This window comes from Trichocoleus sp. Lan, assembly GCF_039961855.1.
GTDB lineage: Bacteria > Cyanobacteriota > Cyanobacteriia > Cyanobacteriales > FACHB-T130 > FACHB-T130.
In genome coordinates, this window is record NZ_JAMPKA010000003.1 from 53,099 (window position 1) to 72,061 (window position 18,963).

Consider the following 18,963-nt stretch of genomic DNA (forward strand, 5'->3'; position numbering starts at 1 on the left):
CCCCTTAAAAATCTCTTTTGTAGAAAAATTATTCATTTCGAGAAATTCCCGGTTGAGTGTTAAGTCTCATTGCTAGTTCTGCAAACAGAGATGCCAGAGTTGAACGGTCTGTTTTATCCTTACGAAGTTCTTGGGCTTCTCGTTCAAGCGCAGCCAAAAGTTCTTCATATTTTTGCCTAATCTCATCGTCCAAATTTTTAGATTGCTCTAGAATCTGCTGACGTAACTCTCGCTCTTTCGTTGTAGTTTGTTCATCCAGTTGCGCGAGCTTCTTTTCCAAAGAACCAATCAAGTTTTTTAATTCCTGAGAAAGCCCTTTTACTGATTCGTCTCGTTCTGATTGCTCAGTTTTTAATCGGTCAGTTATAGATTCAAGTTCTTTTCGGAGGTAGTTTTCAATATTATCTAAACGTTTTCTCGTGTCATCGCGTAAGTTAGTGGATTCTTTCACTAAACGTTCTTCCAAACGAGCAAACCTTTTTTCGTATTCTCGCGTCTGATTCCCAAAAAGAATATCTCTGACTTTATCGAGATTTCCACTTTCTGTCCCATTTACACTAGGAAGCGAGGAATCACTTTTAGACTGAATTGGATTTGTTTGAGCGGATTCCAATTCTATATAATTGATGTAATTTTCTTCCGAAGAACTCATAAATTTAATCCTTTATTAAAGAGACTTATTGTTGTCTTATCTTCTTGTTTTTTAGGCAAGGAAGAAGTGGTTTATGGCGGCAAACCAGTAAATCGAGTTGTCTTCTAGAGCGCAAAAACCTCGCTTTTCGTACATTAAGACTTTACCCTAAAGGTCAGCGTCAGTAAATGCAAGGGCTAAAAGGACTGCCACAAGTATAAAAAAATCTATATTGCAAAGAACGGAAGGCTAGCCTTTTGCATCTTCCGTTACCATTTCCGTAAGGGGTGGACAAGGCACAAGCTAAAGTTGTTTCTGCCTTTACTGCTATCTTGCCTAAGAAAGTCAATACTTATGAGAAAGTTGTAACAAACCAAAACATATATTGATAGCCTCTGCGCCCTAAGAAAACTCACCTAATAAATCTCTGCAAAGTTCCTCAGAATACATCATTTTTGTTTGTTCTTCTTCCCCTTGGCTCCCACTAGAGATGCAAAGCCTTGGTAAACGCCAATCATTAAGGCGAGGACTGTTACCATCGGGTGTCTGGACTTTGGCGGATCTACCCGTTGTATGGTGCTGGTAGAGGTTCCAGACGAGCGATCGCTTTGATCTTGTGCAGTAGATGCTTTGACATCGTCAGTTCGAGGAATTCCTTGCTGTGCCCTCGCTTCTTCGGTAAGGGGTACAGCATTCTTGGAGGGGACAATTCGAGAGCCGTACTTGTTGGCGTAGACTTGAGTAAATTCGGCACCGAAAAAGAGAATCTGGGCGGAATAATTTACCCACAACAGCAGCACTACAAATGAGCCAGCTGCGCCGTAGGTTGAGCCGACACTGCCATTGCCTAGATACAACCCCAGTAAGTACTTACCAATGGTAAATAGTAAAGAGGTAATGGCGGCACCGATCCACACGTCACCCCAGGCAATTTTCGCATCTGGCAAAATTCTAAACATCAGCGCGAACAGCACCGTCACGACGCCGAAGGAGATGAAAAAGTTTAGGGCTTGCAGGAAGGGCAAACCGGGTATCAAGTGGCCCAAATAGTCGCCTACTGATGTCAAGCCGGCACTCAAGATCAACGAAACTAAGAGCAAAAAGCCGATGCCCAGTACCATTGCAAAGGACAAAAATCGGTCTTTGATAAAGCCTTTGATGCCGCGTCCAGGCTTGGGGGCGACTTCCCAGATGGTGTTGAGTGAATCTTGCAGCTGACCAAAAACGCCGGAGGCACCGAACAGGAGGAGACCAACGCTAATCAGAGTGGCAATTGTGCCTTCCTCTGCCTTGCGAGAATTTGCGATCATTTCTTGGACAGCTTCAGCACCCTGCTTGCCAAGCAACTCTCGAAGTTGCGTAACAATTCCCCCCTCAGCGGCTTCTTGTCCAAATACCAAGGCAGCGATCGCGATCGCAATAATAACTAGCGGTGCCAGAGAAAATACGGTGTAATACGCCAGCGCCGCCGCTAACCGCGATGCCTTATCTTCTTGCCACTCTGCAAATGTGTCTTTAAGGAGTCCTACTATATCTTTTGGCTTCATAACTTAACTTCTAGTCTGCGCTACCACTGTATCTTTGAGTTTGCAGCGCCTTGTCAAGAAGTTAAAAGACCCGAAAGTTAGAGTTTCTCCGAATTCCGGCTTACACCAGCCCTCGTTTTTTCAGTTTGGACAGTGCATCTTCAGCAGCAGCTTTCTCAGCATCTTTTTTGCTGCGTCCTTTACCTTCCCCGTAGGCTTTATCCCCCACAAGCACTGTGGCGATGAACTCTGGGGCGTGGGGTGTTCCGCCTGCTTGTTTGGTGACATATTTCGGTGGTGTTGAGCCAAGGTCAGGATTTGCTTGCACCCATTGCTGAAACCGATTTTTCGAGTCCACTTTGGAGAGAGACACTACGATATCCTCCGGAACGGAATCAAATAGTGGTTCTACAAAATCGCGGACTTTCTCAACATCCAAATTGTTATCTAGATAATAAGCACCGACGACGGCTTCAAAGGTGCTGCTAAGTAAATTTGGATTATAGTAGCCTCCCTCGCGAATGGCACCTTGACCTAACCGCATTTTGAAGTTTAAACCAATCTCGGTAGCGAACTTTGCTAGCTGCTTTTCATCTACCAGCGCGGAACGCCTACGAGTCATTTGGTCTTCTCCCATTTGCGGGTGACGACGATAGAGATATTCGCCACTTAAAAAAGTTAGCAAAGCATCACCCAAAAATTCTAGACGTTCGTTGTTTTCACATTCTCCGGGGTTTTCATTGGCATAAGAACGGTGAGTAAGGGCATGAAGCAAGAGTTTTTCATTCTGAAATGTTGGCAATTTCATTTTTATCTCTCCTGGTTTTGGGTCAATTAATTGCATGGAAATATCAGTACCAGTCATTGATGGTTGTTAATTAGGCGAACACGAAAAAGCCGCCCACTAGCGGCTTTTGGATAACTCGATTTCTGTCCAAACTGAGTTTTTGGTAAGTAGCGATCGCTTGATTCTCTAGCTTTCAGCAATCGGCTTAACTATACTAACAACATTTCCTCATTTTGCAATTTAATTTTCCCATCTTTTTCAACAGCAGCAACAAATTTGCTGAAGCTTGAAAATTTCGTTGCATGAGGTTTATGAATAGTGGAAACCCCTTTATAGTTTGGAAAACGCTGACTTTGACGCATCAGCTTGTCAATAGTAGGATATACTGCACGCTTACCTTGGCTGAGCGCAGTCTTGATAGCTTCAATAAGGCACTCAACAGCATCATCGTAAGTGATATAAGGCAAAACGCTATCTTTCCGAATTACAGCCTTGCTACTAACCAAGTTAGGTAATTGGTCTACAAAGTAAAATTCATCAGAAATACTCATCAGCTTTTTACTTTCACTACCTCGCTGAGCAAAGATGATGACTTTTTTTCCTAAGGAGCGCAAAACGCAAATCAAGCCTACATAGTCCTTATCTCCTAACACAAAGGTAAATATGTCCGCCGAAGGTTTGGACACAACCGTCTTAAGGCAGTCCAGTATTAATTGATGATCTGCGCTATTTTTTTTGGCAATAGGAACATTAACACCTTTATAACCAACTTTTTCTAAAATATTGTTTGCAGCAAGTTGGTTTTTATGCTGTGAATTGTAGTAAACGTGCGGACTATGTAAATTTCCTTTTGAACCACAAAAAATCAGTAGTTCTTTAGCAAACTTTTGCAATTCATTGGGTTGTTTTAAGCTGACGTTTTGCAAATCCCAACCAACATATACTAAAGAATCTGGCTGGACTGTTTGTGGCTTAGTGGCTAGATGAATCGCTTGCATTATCAAACCTCAAAATAATTCGTTGATTTGACAGCATCAACAAATCACGCATCTAGCGTCCGCAGAAACTTGCTCAAATAAAATAATTGAATCAAGTTCTGCGATATCGAAGATTTGATGTTCCAGTCTCAGATGCAGGATTTTTAGACTCCCGCCAAGCGTTCAGTCAAGCAGTTGATTGAACATTAAGCCAGATATTTTGTGATCTTTCCGAAAGTTAGGTCGGTGAACTGACCTAACTTCAAAGTGAATATTCAACCAAAAGGTTGACTAGACGCTCAGCGGGAGACTCAAAACCCTGCAACTGAGACAGCATTCAAAAATTCGCGCTTTTTAATGCAAGATGTTTATACTGTCTGCGGTTAATGTAACACCGGAAAAACTTGGATGTCAAGATTAATTAGGTGGATTTGAAGCGGCGGACTTAGTTGAAGGCGACAAACTTTGCGCTATGCTGAAAAATTGGACTTGCATCGCTTTTAAACTATGCCTGCATCTGTAGCTAACCCCGCCTTCCCCCTCGCTGCTGTTGTGGGGCAAGAAGCAATAAAAATGGCGCTGCTATTGGCAGCAATTGATCCCGGACTGGGAGGGGTAGCGATCGCGGGTCGTCGCGGGACTGCTAAATCGGTCATGGCACGCGCCTTGCACTCTCTCCTGCCCCCCATTGAAGTCGTCAAAGGATCGATTAGCAATTGCGACCCCGATTCTCCCAGCGAGTGGGATGACAAACTATTGGCAGAAGTGAATGCCCAGCCGGATGCTCCGATTGACGCGCAGGTGATTCCGGCTCCATTTGTACAAATTCCTTTGGGAATCACCGAGGATCGGCTGCTGGGTTCTGTGGATGTCGAGCAATCCGTTAAACAGGGGGACACGATATTTCAGCCTGGGTTACTGGCGACAGCACACCGGGGCGTCCTCTATGTAGACGAAATTAATCTACTTGATGAGCAAATTGCTAACCAACTGCTGACTGTTTTATCTGAAGGACGCAACCAGATTGAGCGGGAAGGGATTAGCTTTCAGCATCCTTGTAAGCCTTTATTTATTGCCACTTACAACCCGGAAGAAGGGCCACTGCGAGAACATTTGCTCGATAGAATTGCGATCGCGCTTTCTGCTGATGGTGTACTCGGTTTAGATGAACGAGTGCAAGCAGTAGAACAAGCTCTCGCCTACACCAAATCCCCAGAAAAATTTCTAGAACAGTATACCGAAGACATCGACAACCTGAAAACTCAGATCGTCTTGGCGCGGGAATGGCTGAAGGATGTTCGCATCACCCGCGAGCAAATTGCTTATCTAGTTGATGAAGCAATTCGAGGAGGAGTGCAGGGACATCGAGCCGAACTCTTTGCGGTGCGAGTTGCCAAGGCTGCGGCTGCTTTAGAGGGACGCACTAACGTGACGGCGGAAGACTTGCGTCGTGCGGTGGAATTGGTGATCGTGCCCCGCGCTACAGTCGTGCAGACGCCACCAGACGAAACGCCTCCACCGCCTCCCCCACCGCCACCGCCCCAAGACGAATCTCAGCAAGAGCAAGATGAGCCGGATGAGAAGGATGAAGAGGAACCGGAAGAACCCCAGGAGGATCAGTCGAGTATTCCGGAAGAATTTGTCTTCGATCCAGAGGGTGTCATCCTCGACCCTACCGTGCTTTACTTTGCTCAAATGGCGCAACGTCACGGCAAGTCGGGCAGTCGTAGTCTAATTATTTCAGAAGATCGAGGGCGCTACGTCAAGCCAATGTTGCCGAAAGGCAAGGTGCGGCGAATTGCCGTTGATGCAACGCTCAGAGCCGCTGCACCCTACCAAAAGGCTCGGCGGGAGCGAAACGACGCTGCGATCGCTCAATCCCCTCTGGGTCAGGGAGGACAAAGAGGAGATCGGCGGGTATTCGTCGAGCAGGGGGATGTACGCTCCAAGCGCTTAGTCCGCAAAGCCGGGGCGCTCGTCGTTTTCGTCGTTGATGCCTCTGGTTCGATGGCGCTCAACCGAATGCAATCAGCGAAGGGTGCGGTGATGCGCCTGCTGACAGAAGCTTATCAGAACCGCGACCAAGTGGCGTTGATTCCCTTCCGAGGAGAACAAGCCGATGTGCTGCTACCGCCAACCCGTTCGATTGCTTTAGCGCGGCGGCGTCTGGAGCTATTGCCTTGTGGCGGCGGCTCCCCTCTGGCTCATGGTTTGACTCAGGCAGTGCGCGTCGGGATGAATGCTCAGATGTCTGGGGATATCGGTCAGGTGGTGATTGTGGCGATTACCGATGGACGGGGAAATATTCCTTTAGCTCGTTCTTTAGGCGAACCGATGCAGGAAGGGGAAAAGCCGGATATTAAAGCTGAATTGTTGGACATTGCTTCCAGAATTCGCGCTTTGGGGATTCAGTTGTTAGTGATTGATACGGAAAATAAGTTTATTTCCACTGGATTCGCAAAGGAATTGGCAAAGCAATCTGGGGGGAAATATTATCACTTACCCAAGGCAACGGAGCAAGCGATCGCTGGAGTGACCAGAGGAGCGATCGCAGATATGAAATCTCGCTAGTGCAAAAATCTCTAGGAACCCCACCCCCAACCCCACCCCGCAAGAGGGGAACTCGGTGTCCCCTCTGGGGATTAGGGGCAGGGAGCCGGAGCCGCAGGCGATAGCGAGGTGGGGTTCTTTTATTACGGGTAATCAACCAGACTTAATATCACTTCTACCCATTACCCATCTCAAAAACTCTTCACCGCCCAATATTTCGCTTCAACTGCTCAAGCTCGTCGTCCGCTTCCCAGTGCTTAAATTTAGCCTCTAATGGATCGGGACCACTGTTGATCGGGCGGTGGTAATTCTGATTCCAGCCAACCGTCTCCGCACGCTGCTGAGCTTGAGAACTTGTACGCGCTGCTTGCGCCTGAACAGCTTTGGTATGGACTTCCTGGCGGCGAACTTGAATTTGACGCTGTAGCTGTTTTGCTTGCTCGCTTCGCTGTTTAATCCCTTGCATCTGTCCCCAAAGTTGATTACCTTGACGTAGCAGGGCTGCTTCTCGCTCTTGGGCAGGCTGGACTAAATCGAACCTGTTGGCAGCTTTTGCCTTTTCAATCCGGACATGCCAGCGCTGAATTTCTTGAGCGGTTGAGAGGATTTCATCTTGTAATTTTTTCTCTTGCAGTTGCAGGTCTGCAATCAGCTTAAGGGCATCATCTTCTTGTTCCCGTAGCTGCTCCTCTAGCGCCTGTAATTCCAAATGAGGATTATTCCGCAAGAATTCTTCTAATCGGGTTTCTAAAAACCGGCTGAAATCGTCAAATAGACCCACTGCAAGAACTCCCACTACAGGTTTGTCACCATGTTAGCAATTAGGCGCGATCGCTCATCAGCCATTAGTCATTAGTCATTAGTAATAGACTTATGAGTGATCTCTAATGACTCATTTAAAACTTCTGCCCAACATAAACAGAACGGACTTCTCCGTTGCGTCGGATAACCGCTTCCTGATTCGAGATGGAAACCAAAGTCCATCCGCTAGAGCCAATGTTTTCGCCCACGCGGATGCGGTTGGCAACACCGCCGAAGTCAAATAGAGCAGCAGAGCGATCGCCCAATTCTAAGACTCCCACAAGCGTATGCGTCGCCGTAGGAGCCGGATCTGGGTTGGGTGCGGGTACTGCGGCTGGGGGCGCGGGGGGTGCTGGGGGTGCCAGGGGTGGTAAGGCAGGGATGGGAAGCCGAGGCATTGTGGCAGCCATCGGAGGCAGTGTCAGAGGTTTGGAACCCAATGAGGGTGCTGAGGGACGAACCGACGGTGCCGGACGACTGACTGGGGGTTTGGGACGCACTGGCGGCATCAAATTCACTGAGGGCGCGGGACGTACTGGCAGCATCGAACTCACTGAGGGCGCGGGACGCACCGGCGGTACCGGACGCCTTGGCAGTGATGGAAGCAAGGGAGGACGCACTAAGGGGGAAACGCCTTGCAATCCTAGGGCAGATTGTGGAACCACAGACTGACTTTGGGGTGATGGATAGATGGGAATGTAGACTCTTTCCATAACACCCGATCCTCTTGCTGTCCCAGCCGCATTTCCGGGGACAGTTGTCACGGGCGGCAGATTAGTCCCTTGGGGCGCGGCGGCACTTCCCGTGCGTTTGTTCGCGTCAGCTTTGCGATCGATGACTTCGAGCGATCGCTGCATATAGTTCACAAACTGCTCATCTGCTTTAGACTGAACCTCTTGGCTGACGGGTGTAACCGTTGCGGGGGGCGAAAAGAGCCAATTTAGCCTGCCCTGACTCACCAGCCACAGCAGCAATGTAGCTGCCGCCGATGTCAAAGCCAGTCCCAGCAGGAGTTTCTCAAATAATTTGCCTTCCCCACGATCCTTGTTGTCTTCGGGTTGAATCTCCTCTACGCTGATATCCAGCGCCAGAGGCGTTTGCACAATACTGCGGGGTGTATTGTCTGGTTGCTCCGGGAGCAGCTCCTCTGGTGGCACCCAGGTAGGGGGCAAGGTGACTTGCGAAACTTGGACAGGTTGTAAGGAGATATACTCTGACTGCGGCTGCTCTGGAGTTGAGATGCTACCGCCCTCCAAAACCCGGTCGATGTCTGCAAACAAGTCGTCCATCAATTGATCGGCATATTTGTCAACCGACCAAGGTTGGATAGAAGTGGAATTTGCCAAGGGTGCTGAGTCCCTCTGGTTATTGCTAACATCCTGAGTCATCGATTGCTCACTCTCGTGGCTACACTGAATCAACGATAAGCCTTAAGACATTTGATGGGGCTTATATCGGTACAGAAATTCCTAATTGTGGGACATTATTCCCTAAGGCAATCAGTTGTCAATGCTCCCTGACTGATTGGTTCAAAGAACGCCTTACTTCTAGCTTATATTTTCCCGTGGCGACCAAGCCAATTTTGTCGTTAAATTGGGCTTGACCCAGTTAGCAAACCATGCTTTTTGTCACTTGTCAATTGTCAACGGGTAGACAGGCGACGAATCTCGTCTCTCGGTCAGTTGTTGATGTTTTTACCACTCAATCAGGCAAGGAGGCGGTACCAAAAAAGCCTCTACGATGACTGGCTGCTAACCAAGGCGGTTTGCCGAGAGCGTAATTCTAGATATACCAGTAAAGCGTTGATATCAGCCGGATTGACGCCGCCAATTCGAGCTGCTTGACCAATCGTGAGCGGTTGCACTTGCGCTAACTTTTCACGAGACTCCTTCGAGAGAGTCTCGATCGCTGCATAATTTAGATCCGGCGGTAGCTGGCGGTTTGCATGACGGCTCACTTGGTCAATTTGGTGCTGCTGACGCTGGAGATACCCAGAGTATTTGAGATCGATTTCTGCGCCTTCTTTCTCCACGGAGTCTAGACTGGGGTTGCTCAGTCCGTAACGATCTAAGTCAACGTAATGGAAACCAGGGCGTCGTAGCAAATCAGCCAGAGTAATCGAGCCTTTGATGGCTTGTTGGGTGTCAGACGCGATCGCCTTCCCGATCTCATCATGCTCCTTAATCCGCGTTGAGTACAACCGTTCCTTCTCAGCAGCAATATTCGCTTGCTTGTGTTGGAACAACTCCCAGCGACGGTCATCAATTAAGCCGACTTCCCGACCCAGCGGCGTCAAGCGCTGATCTGCATTATCCGACCGCAGTAACAACCGATACTCAGATCGGCTAGTTAGCATCCGGTAAGGTTCCCGCAAATCTTTGGTACACAGATCGTCCATCAGCGTCCCGATGTAACTGTGTTCGCGCGGGAATACAATCATTTCTTGATTGCGGACAAATCGAGCTGCATTAATTCCCGCTACAATGCCTTGAGCAGAGGCTTCTTCATAGCCGGTCGTGCCGTTAATTTGCCCAGCACAAAATAATCCCTCTACCTTTTTGGTCATCAGTGTCGGATAGCACTGGGTTGCGGGTAAATAATCATACTCCACCGCGTAAGCTGGACGCAGCATCGTACAGTTTTCTAGACCGGGGAGACTTCGCAACATTTGCAACTGCAAATTCTCTGGCAATCCCGTCGAAAAGCCTTGAATATACAGTTCTGGAATATCCCGTCCTTCCGGTTCAATAAAAATCTGGTGGCTTTCCTTATCGGCAAAGCGCACAATTTTATCTTCGATGCTAGGACAATAACGCGGCCCCTTTGCATCCACCCAACCGCCATAAACTGGCGACAGATGCAGATTTTCTCGAATAATCCGATGAGTCTCCGGCGTCGTCCGGGTGAGATAACAAGGCATCTGCTCCCGTTCCACCCAAACTGAGGGGTCAAAGCTGAACCACCGCACCTCCGTATCACCCGGCTGGGGTTCCAAATTAGTATAGTCTAGCGATCGCTTATCAACCCGTGCTGGAGTTCCCGTCTTCAGCCGTCCCGTTTCAAATCCGAGTCGATTCAGGGTTTCCGTCAACCCAACAGCGGCAAATTCCCCCGCACGACCCGCTGACATCGACTTATTCCCGACCCAGATGCAACCCCCCAAAAAAGTCCCGGTCGTCAGGATGACTGCTTTACACCCAAATGCCACGCCAAAGTAAGTTTCGACGCCAATCACTTCATCGTTAGCGCCCATTACCAAATCTGTGACCATGCTCTCGCGGATTGTCAAGTTTTCCTGGTTCTCAACAATCCCCTTCATCACCGCCGCATATTCCCGTTTATCCGTCTGCGCCCGCAATGCCCACACAGCAGGTCCCCGTGACGAGTTCAGAATCCGCTTTTGTAGGTAGGTGCGATCCGCCATTTTCCCAATTTCCCCACCCAAAGCATCGATTTCATGCGTCACCTGGGACTTGGCAGGACCCCCTACTGCGGGGTTACACGGTTGCCAAGCAATTTTGTCCAGGTTAAGGGTTAGCAGCAGGGTACGACAGCCCAATCGTGCTGTAGCGAGGGCAGCTTCGCAACCGGCGTGTCCGGCTCCGACTACAACAACATCAAAAGCGTCTTGAAATTCTACGGGCGATCGCGTGGTCATGGTCATGGTAAGTGTCTGAGTAGCAAGGACTCATCCTTCATATTAGCGATTACACCAGTCTGCTTGGAGTTTCAGCCATTGAGTGGCAAAATAAACCCGATTTAGACAGTATATAGACTTAATTCTATCGGGTGATTCTTTTCAAGTTAAAGCATATCACTCGGATTTGTCGGATGAGGTTTCGTATTCAAGATTTGTCGATTGAATACAAGGTTGGTTGCTATGCCAAAACTCAGATTGATTTCTCTGTACTGCGAACGGACTGAAGACAACGCCGGGGCTGATGAAGCTTACTTGGTTGTGAATGGACAACAAGTTGGAGGCGTACAAAGTATCAACGATCGCGAAGCACGCAACCTCACTTATATCCCGCCGATTTCTTTTACATCTTCTGCTGAAATTCGGCTTTATGACCAAGATACGGGGATTTTCGATAAGGATGATTATCTGGGCACGTTAAATGCTTCAAGTAGTCAATTAGGTCGTGGAGAGCAACGGGGTAAGTTTACTGAGGATGATGCTGACTACACTTTGACCTGGGAAGTTCTGGCAGATTAAGTTTTCTTGCTTTGTCTGTTTTTACTTTATAGGGAAAAAGTTGCATAAAACGTTTTAAAAAGACACGGAAAACCGTGTCTTTTTAATTCATTATTATCTAGCTAAAGTATCTTTTTTGTAGAGTATTTTATTTTAAATCATATAAAGTGCGATCGCCTTCATCAACCAAGATACTTTAGCCAAGGGACGCTTTGTTCGCTTCGCCTTGAATCCTTTTGCATTCCCTCAAGCTCACATAAGGGCGATCGCCAGTCATGCTTCTTGGAAAGGGTAACAAAATATACTTATAAGTTTAATTTATATTCTTTTGCTGAGTGGATTTCGTCATAACCAGGACATCTGGGTGATAGAAGTGGTAGTTAATGGTGAACAACTTCCAAATCTAGGGCCTGTATAAAGAAAGTTGAAAGTTCGTGAAGTATTTTTTCCTTTCTGATGGATGGACTGTCGGTCGAGTATGGGAATTCGGCGGCTTGTGGAACGAAAACTCTTGGCGACGCAAACCCGAAATTCAGCAAATGAACCTTTGCATCTTCGAGCAAGGCGAAAAACTGTGGCTGTATCGAGTAGAAGACGCCATTCTTATGGTCGAAGTCAAACCCACAGCTCATGTCCCAACTGAGTCAGCCAATCAGAATATTGGTCAAGTAGTGCTAAAACGCTTGATTGATGCTGAAGAGGTCATCCAGAGAATGAACGAGTCAGCAGCGTTACCCCAACTCAGCAGCACCCAGGAGTCGGGATGAAAGGTTAAGAATGCGATCGCTACCTTAATCCCAACTGTCAACCCGCTTGCAATGGATTCTAACAATAGTTACACTTCTTTAAATGGTAACTCCCCTCGGTCTTCCGACCTAGGAATGGCGTGAACCTGGTGTGACGAGGCCAAAAACCTCATCGACACGATAAATCGTGTCTGTAACATCTGCCGAGGTAAAACATCAAGTACGCGAAACTCTCATGCAAAAAGCCTGCAATCGGCATGGCTCTTGAAGCTAAGAGTAGGTAACATAATCTTTCATTTTCACTTTTGCCTTGTGAAACAGTCCCGCAGTCTTGCAAGAGAGCTTCTCTGGCTTAGATTATGGTAAACAACGGCAAATCGCACATAAAAAAAGAAGCGTCGAAGTAGACACTTATTCATCTGAGGAGGAGCGTAGTCAATGGGACTACCCTGGTACCGAGTACACACAGTCGTCCTGAACGATCCAGGTCGATTGATATCTGTACACCTGATGCATACTGCCCTCGTGGCAGGCTGGGCCGGTTCGATGGCCCTGTACGAACTCGCAATTTTTGACCCCAGCGACCCAGTCCTGAACCCCATGTGGCGTCAGGGGATGTTTGTACTGCCATTCATGGCTCGCTTGGGTGTAACCGAATCCTGGGGTGGTTGGAGCATTACTGGCAGCTCAGGAAACTACCCTGGCGTATGGTCATTTGAAGGCGTTGCTGCCGCTCATATCGTCCTTTCCGGTCTGCTGTTCCTAGCTGCCGTCTGGCACTGGGTTTACTGGGATTTGGAACTGTTTAGAGACCCCCGCACCGGCCAACCAGCGCTCGACTTGCCAAAGATGTTTGGCATTCACCTGCTTTTGTCGGGTCTTTTGTGCTTTGGATTCGGTGCATTCCACCTGTCGGGGCTATTTGGCCCTGGTATGTGGGTTTCCGACCCCTACGGTATCACTGGCAGCGTCCAACCTGTCGCGCCAGAGTGGGGACCCGATGGCTTTAATCCGTTCAATCCTGGCGGTGTCGTCGCTCACCACATTGCAGCAGGTGTCGTAGGAATTATCGCTGGTTTGTTTCACCTAGCAGTTCGACCCCCAGAGCGACTCTACAAAGCTTTGCGGATGGGGAACATCGAAACGGTGCTTTCCAGCAGTATTGCCGCTGTATTCTTTGCCGCCTTCGTTGTGGCAGGTACGATGTGGTACGGCAGTGCTACAACTCCGATTGAGCTGTTTGGTCCCACCCGCTATCAGTGGGATGGCGGTTACTTCAAGCAAGAAATTGACCGGCGCATTCAAGCCAATATTGCTGAAGGGGCGAGCGCTTCCGAAGCTTGGTCGCAAATTCCAGAAAAACTGGCATTTTATGACTATGTCGGAAACAGCCCTGCGAAGGGTGGTTTGTTCCGCGCAGGTCCAATGAATAAAGGAGATGGGATTGCTCAGGCTTGGTTAGGGCATCCAGTATTCAAAGATGCTGAAGGTCGGGAATTGTCGGTACGTCGTCTTCCCAACTTCTTTGAAACCTTCCCCGTGATCTTGACCGATAAAGACGGTGTGATTCGCGCCGATATTCCGTTCCGTCGGGCAGAATCAAAAAATAGCTTTGAGCAAGCGGGTGTCACCGTAAGCTTATACGGCGGTGCTTTGGATGGGAAAACTTTTGATGACCCCGCTAAAGTGAAGCAATTTGCTCGGAAAGCTCAGCTGGGTGAGCCTTTTGCATTCGACCGCGAAACGCTGAATTCTGACGGGGTGTTCCGCACCAGTCCCCGTGGCTGGTTCACGTTCGGACACGCTGTATTTGCTCTGCTGTTCTTCTTCGGGCACCTCTGGCATGGCTCTCGGACTCTGTTCCGGGATGTGTTTGCTGGGGTTGAGGCTGACCTGGAAGAGCAGGTTGAGTGGGGTCTGTTCCAGAAAGTGGGTGACAAGAGTACCCGCAAGAAGGAAGCTGTCTAGAAATGTAATCAGGCGAAAGGCAAAAGTTAAGTATTTTTCTTTCGCCTTTTGCCTTATTAGTTTTTCTTGACAAGGTAGACTGGTAGTAAAGCAAACAATCAGGAAATTCTGATATGGAAGCCGCTGCTTACATTTTGATTTTGACCCTCGCATTGGGTACTCTCTTCTTTGCGATCGCTTTCCGCGAACCTCCTCGGATTGAGAAGAAGTAGTTCGCACCTAAAGCTCGCAGCACTACAACTTAATATTTAGGAAAAGCTACTGAGCCGCAACTGTCTTAACCCTTGTATTTCCACAAGGGTTAAGATAATAACCGGCTCAGCTTTTCCAATTTTAGGTATTTCTTTAGTAAAGTGGCAGATAATTCTAATCCTTCCTCACGCTCGTCTATCCAACAAGCGAGGACTTTTTAAAATGCAATGTCCTTTATGCCAGTACACCGATAGCCGTGTCCTTGAGTCCCGTTCCACGGAAGCCGGACAAAGTATCCGGCGACGCCGCGAGTGTTTGAAGTGCAATCATCGCTTCACTACCTACGAACGCATTGAATTTGTTCCAATTACGGTGATCAAACGGGGAGGTCAGCGAGACTCCTTTGATCGTTCCAAGTTAATTCGTGGGATTGTTCGAGCCTGTGAAAAAACCGGCATCCCCCAAGGAACTCTGGAAGTATTGGTTGATGAAATTGAAGCAGAATTACAGCAGCGCATCATCAGAGAAGTCACCAGTCAAGAAATTGGGGAATTAGTCCTCCAGCGTCTGCAATCTATCAGCGAAGTTGCATATATCCGTTTTGCCTCGGTCTATCGGCAGTTTCAAGGAATTCGAGATTTTGTGGATACCTTGAATCATCTGCGAAGTCATGGCAGTGGAACAGAGGAAGACACTGAACTAACAGATCCTCTCGAAAATAATAAGCCTTCCTTATCAGAGCCTGGTGACACAGCAATCCAGGCTTCTTTGTTTATTGGTTATTAGTAACTAGCGGTTGACAAAGCTGCTACAGTATGCGCTAGAGATGCGGTGGTTACAGCCGAACATTTTTGAACTCGAATTTATCTAGCTTTCGTCCTGGCGACGTTGTAATTGGTAAAGCGATCGCTCTGGAGCCGGAAGGCGCTTTAATTGATATTGGCGCACCAACAGCTATTTTTCTCCCAATTCGGGAAATGTCAATCAATGAGATTGACTCACCAGAAGAAGTCTTGCAGCTTAATGAAACCCGTGAATTCTTGATCGTGAACCAATACGATGAAGTGGGGAATTTGATACTCGGTCTTTCGATACGACAGCTTGAGAAAAAGTTGGCTTGGGAACGAGTGCGTCAAATGCAAGCAGAAAACGTCACAGTTTACGCCATAATTTTTGAAACTCATCGCTTTGGCGTATCAGTTAAAGTTGAGGGGTTGCGCGGCTGTGTTTTACATTCTCGTCTCGATACCCGTAAGCCGAAAGAAGAGTTAATGGGAGAAGAAATCCCTATCAAGATCGTTGAGGTAGATGAAGACCGCGATCGCTTGTTTGTTTCCCATCGACTAGCACTGTATCCAGCAGGGATAAAGCATTTAGAAGTTGGTCAAGTTGTTACTGGGAGAGTACTTGCACTCAAGCCGTATGGTGCATTTATCAATATTGCAGTCATTAACGCTCTGCTGCACATTTCCGAAATTTCCCACGCTGACTTTGACAAACCTGAAAGTATTTTTAAGGTCGATGATGAAATAAAAGCAATGATAATTTCGATGGATGCTGAGAAAGATCGCGTCTCACTCTCCACAAAAGCACTAGAACCCGAACTAGGTGATATGCTGAAAAATCCTCAGAAAGTCTATGAAAAAGCTGAGGAAATGGCGGCAAAGTACCGCAACCAGATGCAGAAATAGTAGTTGTTGCCTCAGATGTAGTCTTTAGCTGAAATACCGCTTACCTACTGCTAGGGAGCAATTTTAGCCAAACGGAGGATGAGCAAATTAAGTTATAATATCCTGTCTGGACAACTTCTCGCTCCTAGAAAATCTCATACAATAGGTTTGGCGAGAGAGCTATGTAGGTGTAAACTGCACGCGGTAAACGTGGGCGTACATCGACAGGAGGCACAGTTAAATACGGAGATAACACCAGGAAACGATACGCATGGTCAATCAGAAAACAACCGCTACAGCAGATATTGGATTTTCTCACGAAGATTTTGCGGCCCTACTCGATAAGTACGACTATCACTTTAATCCCGGTGATATTGTCGCCGGTACCGTGTTCAGTTTAGAGCCTAGGGGCGCTCTGATTGACATTGGCGCTAAAACAGCGGCTTACATTCCGATTCAGGAGATGTCAATCAATCGGGTTGATGCTCCGGAAGAAGTGTTGCAGTCCAACGAGACGCGAGAATTTTTCATTCTGACCGACGAGAATGAAGATGGACAGCTAACCCTTTCCATCCGCCGCATTGAGTACATGCGAGCATGGGAGCGAGTCAGGCAGTTGCAGACAGAAGACGCTACAGTGCGATCGCTTGTCTTCGCTACCAATCGCGGTGGCGCGTTGGTACGGATTGAAGGATTGCGCGGGTTTATTCCTGGTTCTCACATCAGCACTCGCAAACCCAAGGAAGATTTGGTTGGTGAAGAACTACCGCTAAAATTCTTAGAGGTAGACGAAGACCGCAACCGTCTAGTTCTGTCACACCGACGGGCGCTAGTCGAGCGGAAGATGAATCGTCTGGAAGTGGGCGAGGTCGTTATTGGAACAGTACGAGGCATCAAGCCTTATGGTGCATTTATCGATATTGGCGGCGTCAGCGGACTGCTGCACATCTCCGAGATTTCCCACGACCACATCGACACACCTCACAGCGTCTTCAATGTCAATGATGAAGTGAAAGTGATGATCATTGACCTTGATGCTGAACGGGGACGGATTTCGCTCTCCACCAAGCAGCTAGAGCCAGAACCAGGCGACATGATCAAGAACCGCGATCGCGTCTATGACATGGCGGAAGAAATGGCGGCTAAGTATCGGGAGCAGATGCGAGCCAAGCTGCAAGGCACTACGATACCTTCTATAGAAATCGGCGTTTCTGACGAAGAAGCGCTACCTCCTATCGAAGATGAAGACGTGCCACCTGCTACAGAAGAGGCAGAAGTGCCACCCGCTATCGAAGCTGAAGAGGTGCCACCCGCTACAGAAGAGGAAGAAGAGTCACCTGATACAGAAGCTAAAGAGCTGTCACCTGCTATAGAACAAGAGTAATTTTGTTAGGAGACAGAGAAATTTCAGATTTTAAATTTGAAATTAGTGATGACCAAAGAGGGAATTTCCCTCTTTTTTTATTGCAGTTTAATGAGTTGAGGGGGAAATTTTGGTAACAATTCGCTGTCGAGAGGTCACGTTCCCGAATATCCAGGCGGTAATTTTTGACAAGGACGGCACCCTAGAAGATTCGGAGTCATTTTTGAGAAAGTTGGGGCAAAAGCGATCACGCATTATAGACGCCCAAATTCCCGGAACCGGAGATCCTTTATTGATGGCGTTTGGCATTAATGGAGATACTCTCGATCCGACGGGGTTATTAGCCGTAGGCAGTCATGGAGAGAATGAAATTGCTGCTGCTGCTTATATTGCTGAGACCGGGCGGGGGTGGTTGGAATCAAGAGCGATCGCTCGTCGCACCTTTAATGAAGCAGATCAATTTCTAAAAGATGCTGCCCCTTCCCCCTTATTTGTCGGTTCTTTGGAAGTGCTGCAACTTCTGTTTCAAGCTGGCTTAAAATTAGGAATTTTATCAGCTGCTTCGACTTCACGAGTAGAAGCTTTTGTCAAACGGCATCAGCTCTCGCCCTACATCCAGTTAGAGATGGGAGTTGATGAAGGTCCCACTAAACCCGATCCAGCCTTATTTTTGCAAGCTTGCCAGAGACTGGGAGTTTCACCCAGCAATACTCTGATGGTGGGAGATTCTGCCGGAGATATTCAGATGGCACGTCAGGCGGGGGCGGCGGGTTGTATTGGCATCTGCTGGGGAAAACCGGAGGCGGCGCATCTAGAAAGTGCAGATGTCGCGATCGCGCAACTCGACGAAATTCAAATTCTGGATGCGAATGGCTAATCGGGAGAACCTCCAACGATCAATTAGCCATTAGCTATCAGGTAAATTCCCAAGGCGATCGCGATAACGAGCTAACAGGTTTTCCATATCGGCAAGCTGTTGTTGAGCAAATTCCCGCTGCTGGCGCTCTTGTTCGGCTCGTTGGCGTTCTTGTTCGGCTTGTTCTTCTGCCTGCTGTCGCCTCTGAGTTTCCCGCTTTAGCGCCTGCATTAGCTCATCGGCAATTAGCAACTTTTCCCCAGTATCTTCTCGGTAAAAGCCAAGTAGTTTCCCTTTTAGGAAAGCCTTGGGAATAGTCAAGAAACTGGTTAGCAAGAACAGTTGCCTGACGCTCTGCCAAGTATTGTTTGAGGACTTCCAAAGTCGTCAAAATGGCATAGAGATGGTCATAGGTTTCTGCTACTGGTTCACCATCGGCACTAGGGTAAAAGATTTCTGCGGTTGGGCTGTCGGTAAAATTGCTGTCATCACTAGCACCGTCTCAGCGTCACCGATTTATTTGTAATTGGCATGAGCGCGATCGCTTTCGTGTCCACCAAGAGCGACTATTCTGATAAAAATCATCGAAAAATTCCCGCTACAAAGCGAATCCCGATGTCTTCCCACTGTAACGCCAAATACTAGGGCAGCCGATTCGCTTCATCAAAGCTTTATCAAATAAATTGACCATAATAGCGATC

16 protein-coding genes and 1 pseudogene are annotated in these 18,963 nt (G+C 47.9%); 9 read left to right on the forward strand and 8 right to left on the reverse strand.

Annotated features, from left to right (window positions below; all coding sequences use genetic code 11):
• Positions 1-28 precede the first annotated feature (28 nt).
• The 4 genes from NDA03_RS03275 to NDA03_RS03290 all read right to left on the reverse strand — a co-directional run bounded on the left by NDA03_RS03275 (position 29) and on the right by NDA03_RS03290 (position 3,942).
• Positions 29-652, reverse strand: a complete 624-nt coding sequence (locus NDA03_RS03275) for an OmpH family outer membrane protein (protein WP_190433709.1) — start codon at positions 650-652, stop codon at positions 29-31.
• Between the two features lie 428 nt (positions 653-1,080).
• The gene (locus NDA03_RS03280) at positions 1,081-2,178 is read right to left on the reverse strand and encodes a YihY/virulence factor BrkB family protein (protein WP_348237288.1); all 1,098 of its coding nucleotides are present in this window, start codon (positions 2,176-2,178) and stop codon (positions 1,081-1,083) included.
• 100 nt (positions 2,179-2,278) lie between these two features.
• Positions 2,279-2,965, reverse strand: a complete 687-nt coding sequence (gene rnc, locus NDA03_RS03285; protein WP_348237289.1) for a ribonuclease III — start codon at positions 2,963-2,965, stop codon at positions 2,279-2,281.
• Positions 2,966-3,153: 188 nt separating this feature from the next.
• Positions 3,154-3,942: an NYN domain-containing protein gene (locus tag NDA03_RS03290; protein WP_348237290.1), complete on the reverse strand. Its 789-nt coding sequence runs from the start codon at positions 3,940-3,942 to the stop codon at positions 3,154-3,156.
• 486 nt (positions 3,943-4,428) lie between these two features.
• Between NDA03_RS03290 and bchD the strand changes: the two genes are divergently transcribed.
• Positions 4,429-6,492, forward strand: a complete 2,064-nt coding sequence (gene bchD, locus NDA03_RS03295; protein ID WP_348237291.1) for a magnesium chelatase ATPase subunit D — start codon at positions 4,429-4,431, stop codon at positions 6,490-6,492.
• 181 nt (positions 6,493-6,673) lie between these two features.
• On the opposite strand, the gene NDA03_RS03300 is transcribed toward bchD, so the two are convergent.
• The 3 genes from NDA03_RS03300 to mnmG all read right to left on the reverse strand — a co-directional run bounded on the left by NDA03_RS03300 (position 6,674) and on the right by mnmG (position 10,930).
• Positions 6,674-7,252 carry a TIGR04376 family protein gene (locus NDA03_RS03300; RefSeq protein WP_190425136.1) on the reverse strand — a complete coding sequence of 193 codons (579 nt, stop codon included), beginning with the start codon at positions 7,250-7,252 and terminating at the stop codon, positions 6,674-6,676.
• 115 nt (positions 7,253-7,367) lie between these two features.
• Positions 7,368-8,660, reverse strand: a complete 1,293-nt coding sequence (locus NDA03_RS03305; RefSeq protein WP_190677954.1) for a hypothetical protein — start codon at positions 8,658-8,660, stop codon at positions 7,368-7,370.
• Between the two features lie 347 nt (positions 8,661-9,007).
• A complete protein-coding gene (gene mnmG, locus NDA03_RS03310) occupies positions 9,008-10,930 on the reverse strand; it encodes a tRNA uridine-5-carboxymethylaminomethyl(34) synthesis enzyme MnmG (protein WP_190984967.1) in 1,923 nt (640 codons plus the stop codon).
• 222 nt (positions 10,931-11,152) lie between these two features.
• Here mnmG and NDA03_RS03315 point away from each other — a divergent pair, with 222 nt between their 5' ends.
• From NDA03_RS03315 to NDA03_RS03350, 8 genes are all read left to right on the forward strand, one after another.
• Positions 11,153-11,488 carry a hypothetical protein gene (locus NDA03_RS03315; protein WP_190425141.1) on the forward strand — a complete coding sequence of 112 codons (336 nt, stop codon included), beginning with the start codon at positions 11,153-11,155 and terminating at the stop codon, positions 11,486-11,488.
• Positions 11,489-11,901: 413 nt separating this feature from the next.
• Complete coding sequence (locus NDA03_RS03320) at positions 11,902-12,234, forward strand: hypothetical protein (RefSeq protein ID WP_190425142.1); 333 nt, start codon at positions 11,902-11,904, stop codon at positions 12,232-12,234.
• A 417-nt stretch (positions 12,235-12,651) separates the two neighbouring features.
• The gene (gene psbB, locus NDA03_RS03325) at positions 12,652-14,181 is read left to right on the forward strand and encodes a photosystem II chlorophyll-binding protein CP47 (RefSeq protein ID WP_190425144.1); all 1,530 of its coding nucleotides are present in this window, start codon (positions 12,652-12,654) and stop codon (positions 14,179-14,181) included.
• A 113-nt stretch (positions 14,182-14,294) separates the two neighbouring features.
• Positions 14,295-14,393: a photosystem II reaction center protein T gene (locus tag NDA03_RS03330; protein ID WP_190411294.1), complete on the forward strand. Its 99-nt coding sequence runs from the start codon at positions 14,295-14,297 to the stop codon at positions 14,391-14,393.
• A gap of 202 nt (positions 14,394-14,595) precedes the next feature.
• Positions 14,596-15,159, forward strand: a complete 564-nt coding sequence (nrdR, locus tag NDA03_RS03335; protein ID WP_190411293.1) for a transcriptional regulator NrdR — start codon at positions 14,596-14,598, stop codon at positions 15,157-15,159.
• A gap of 65 nt (positions 15,160-15,224) precedes the next feature.
• Positions 15,225-16,064, forward strand: coding sequence for a S1 RNA-binding domain-containing protein (locus tag NDA03_RS03340; protein ID WP_190536908.1), 840 nt, complete (start codon positions 15,225-15,227; stop codon positions 16,062-16,064).
• A gap of 250 nt (positions 16,065-16,314) precedes the next feature.
• Positions 16,315-17,427, forward strand: coding sequence for a 30S ribosomal protein S1 (locus NDA03_RS03345; RefSeq protein WP_190433695.1), 1,113 nt, complete (start codon positions 16,315-16,317; stop codon positions 17,425-17,427).
• Positions 17,428-17,536: 109 nt separating this feature from the next.
• Positions 17,537-18,283, forward strand: a complete 747-nt coding sequence (locus NDA03_RS03350) for an HAD family hydrolase (protein WP_348237292.1) — start codon at positions 17,537-17,539, stop codon at positions 18,281-18,283.
• Positions 18,284-18,313: 30 nt separating this feature from the next.
• Here NDA03_RS03350 and NDA03_RS03355 read toward each other — a convergent pair.
• Positions 18,314-18,751 (reverse strand): annotated as a pseudogene (locus tag NDA03_RS03355) (hypothetical protein).
• Positions 18,752-18,963 lie beyond the last annotated feature (212 nt).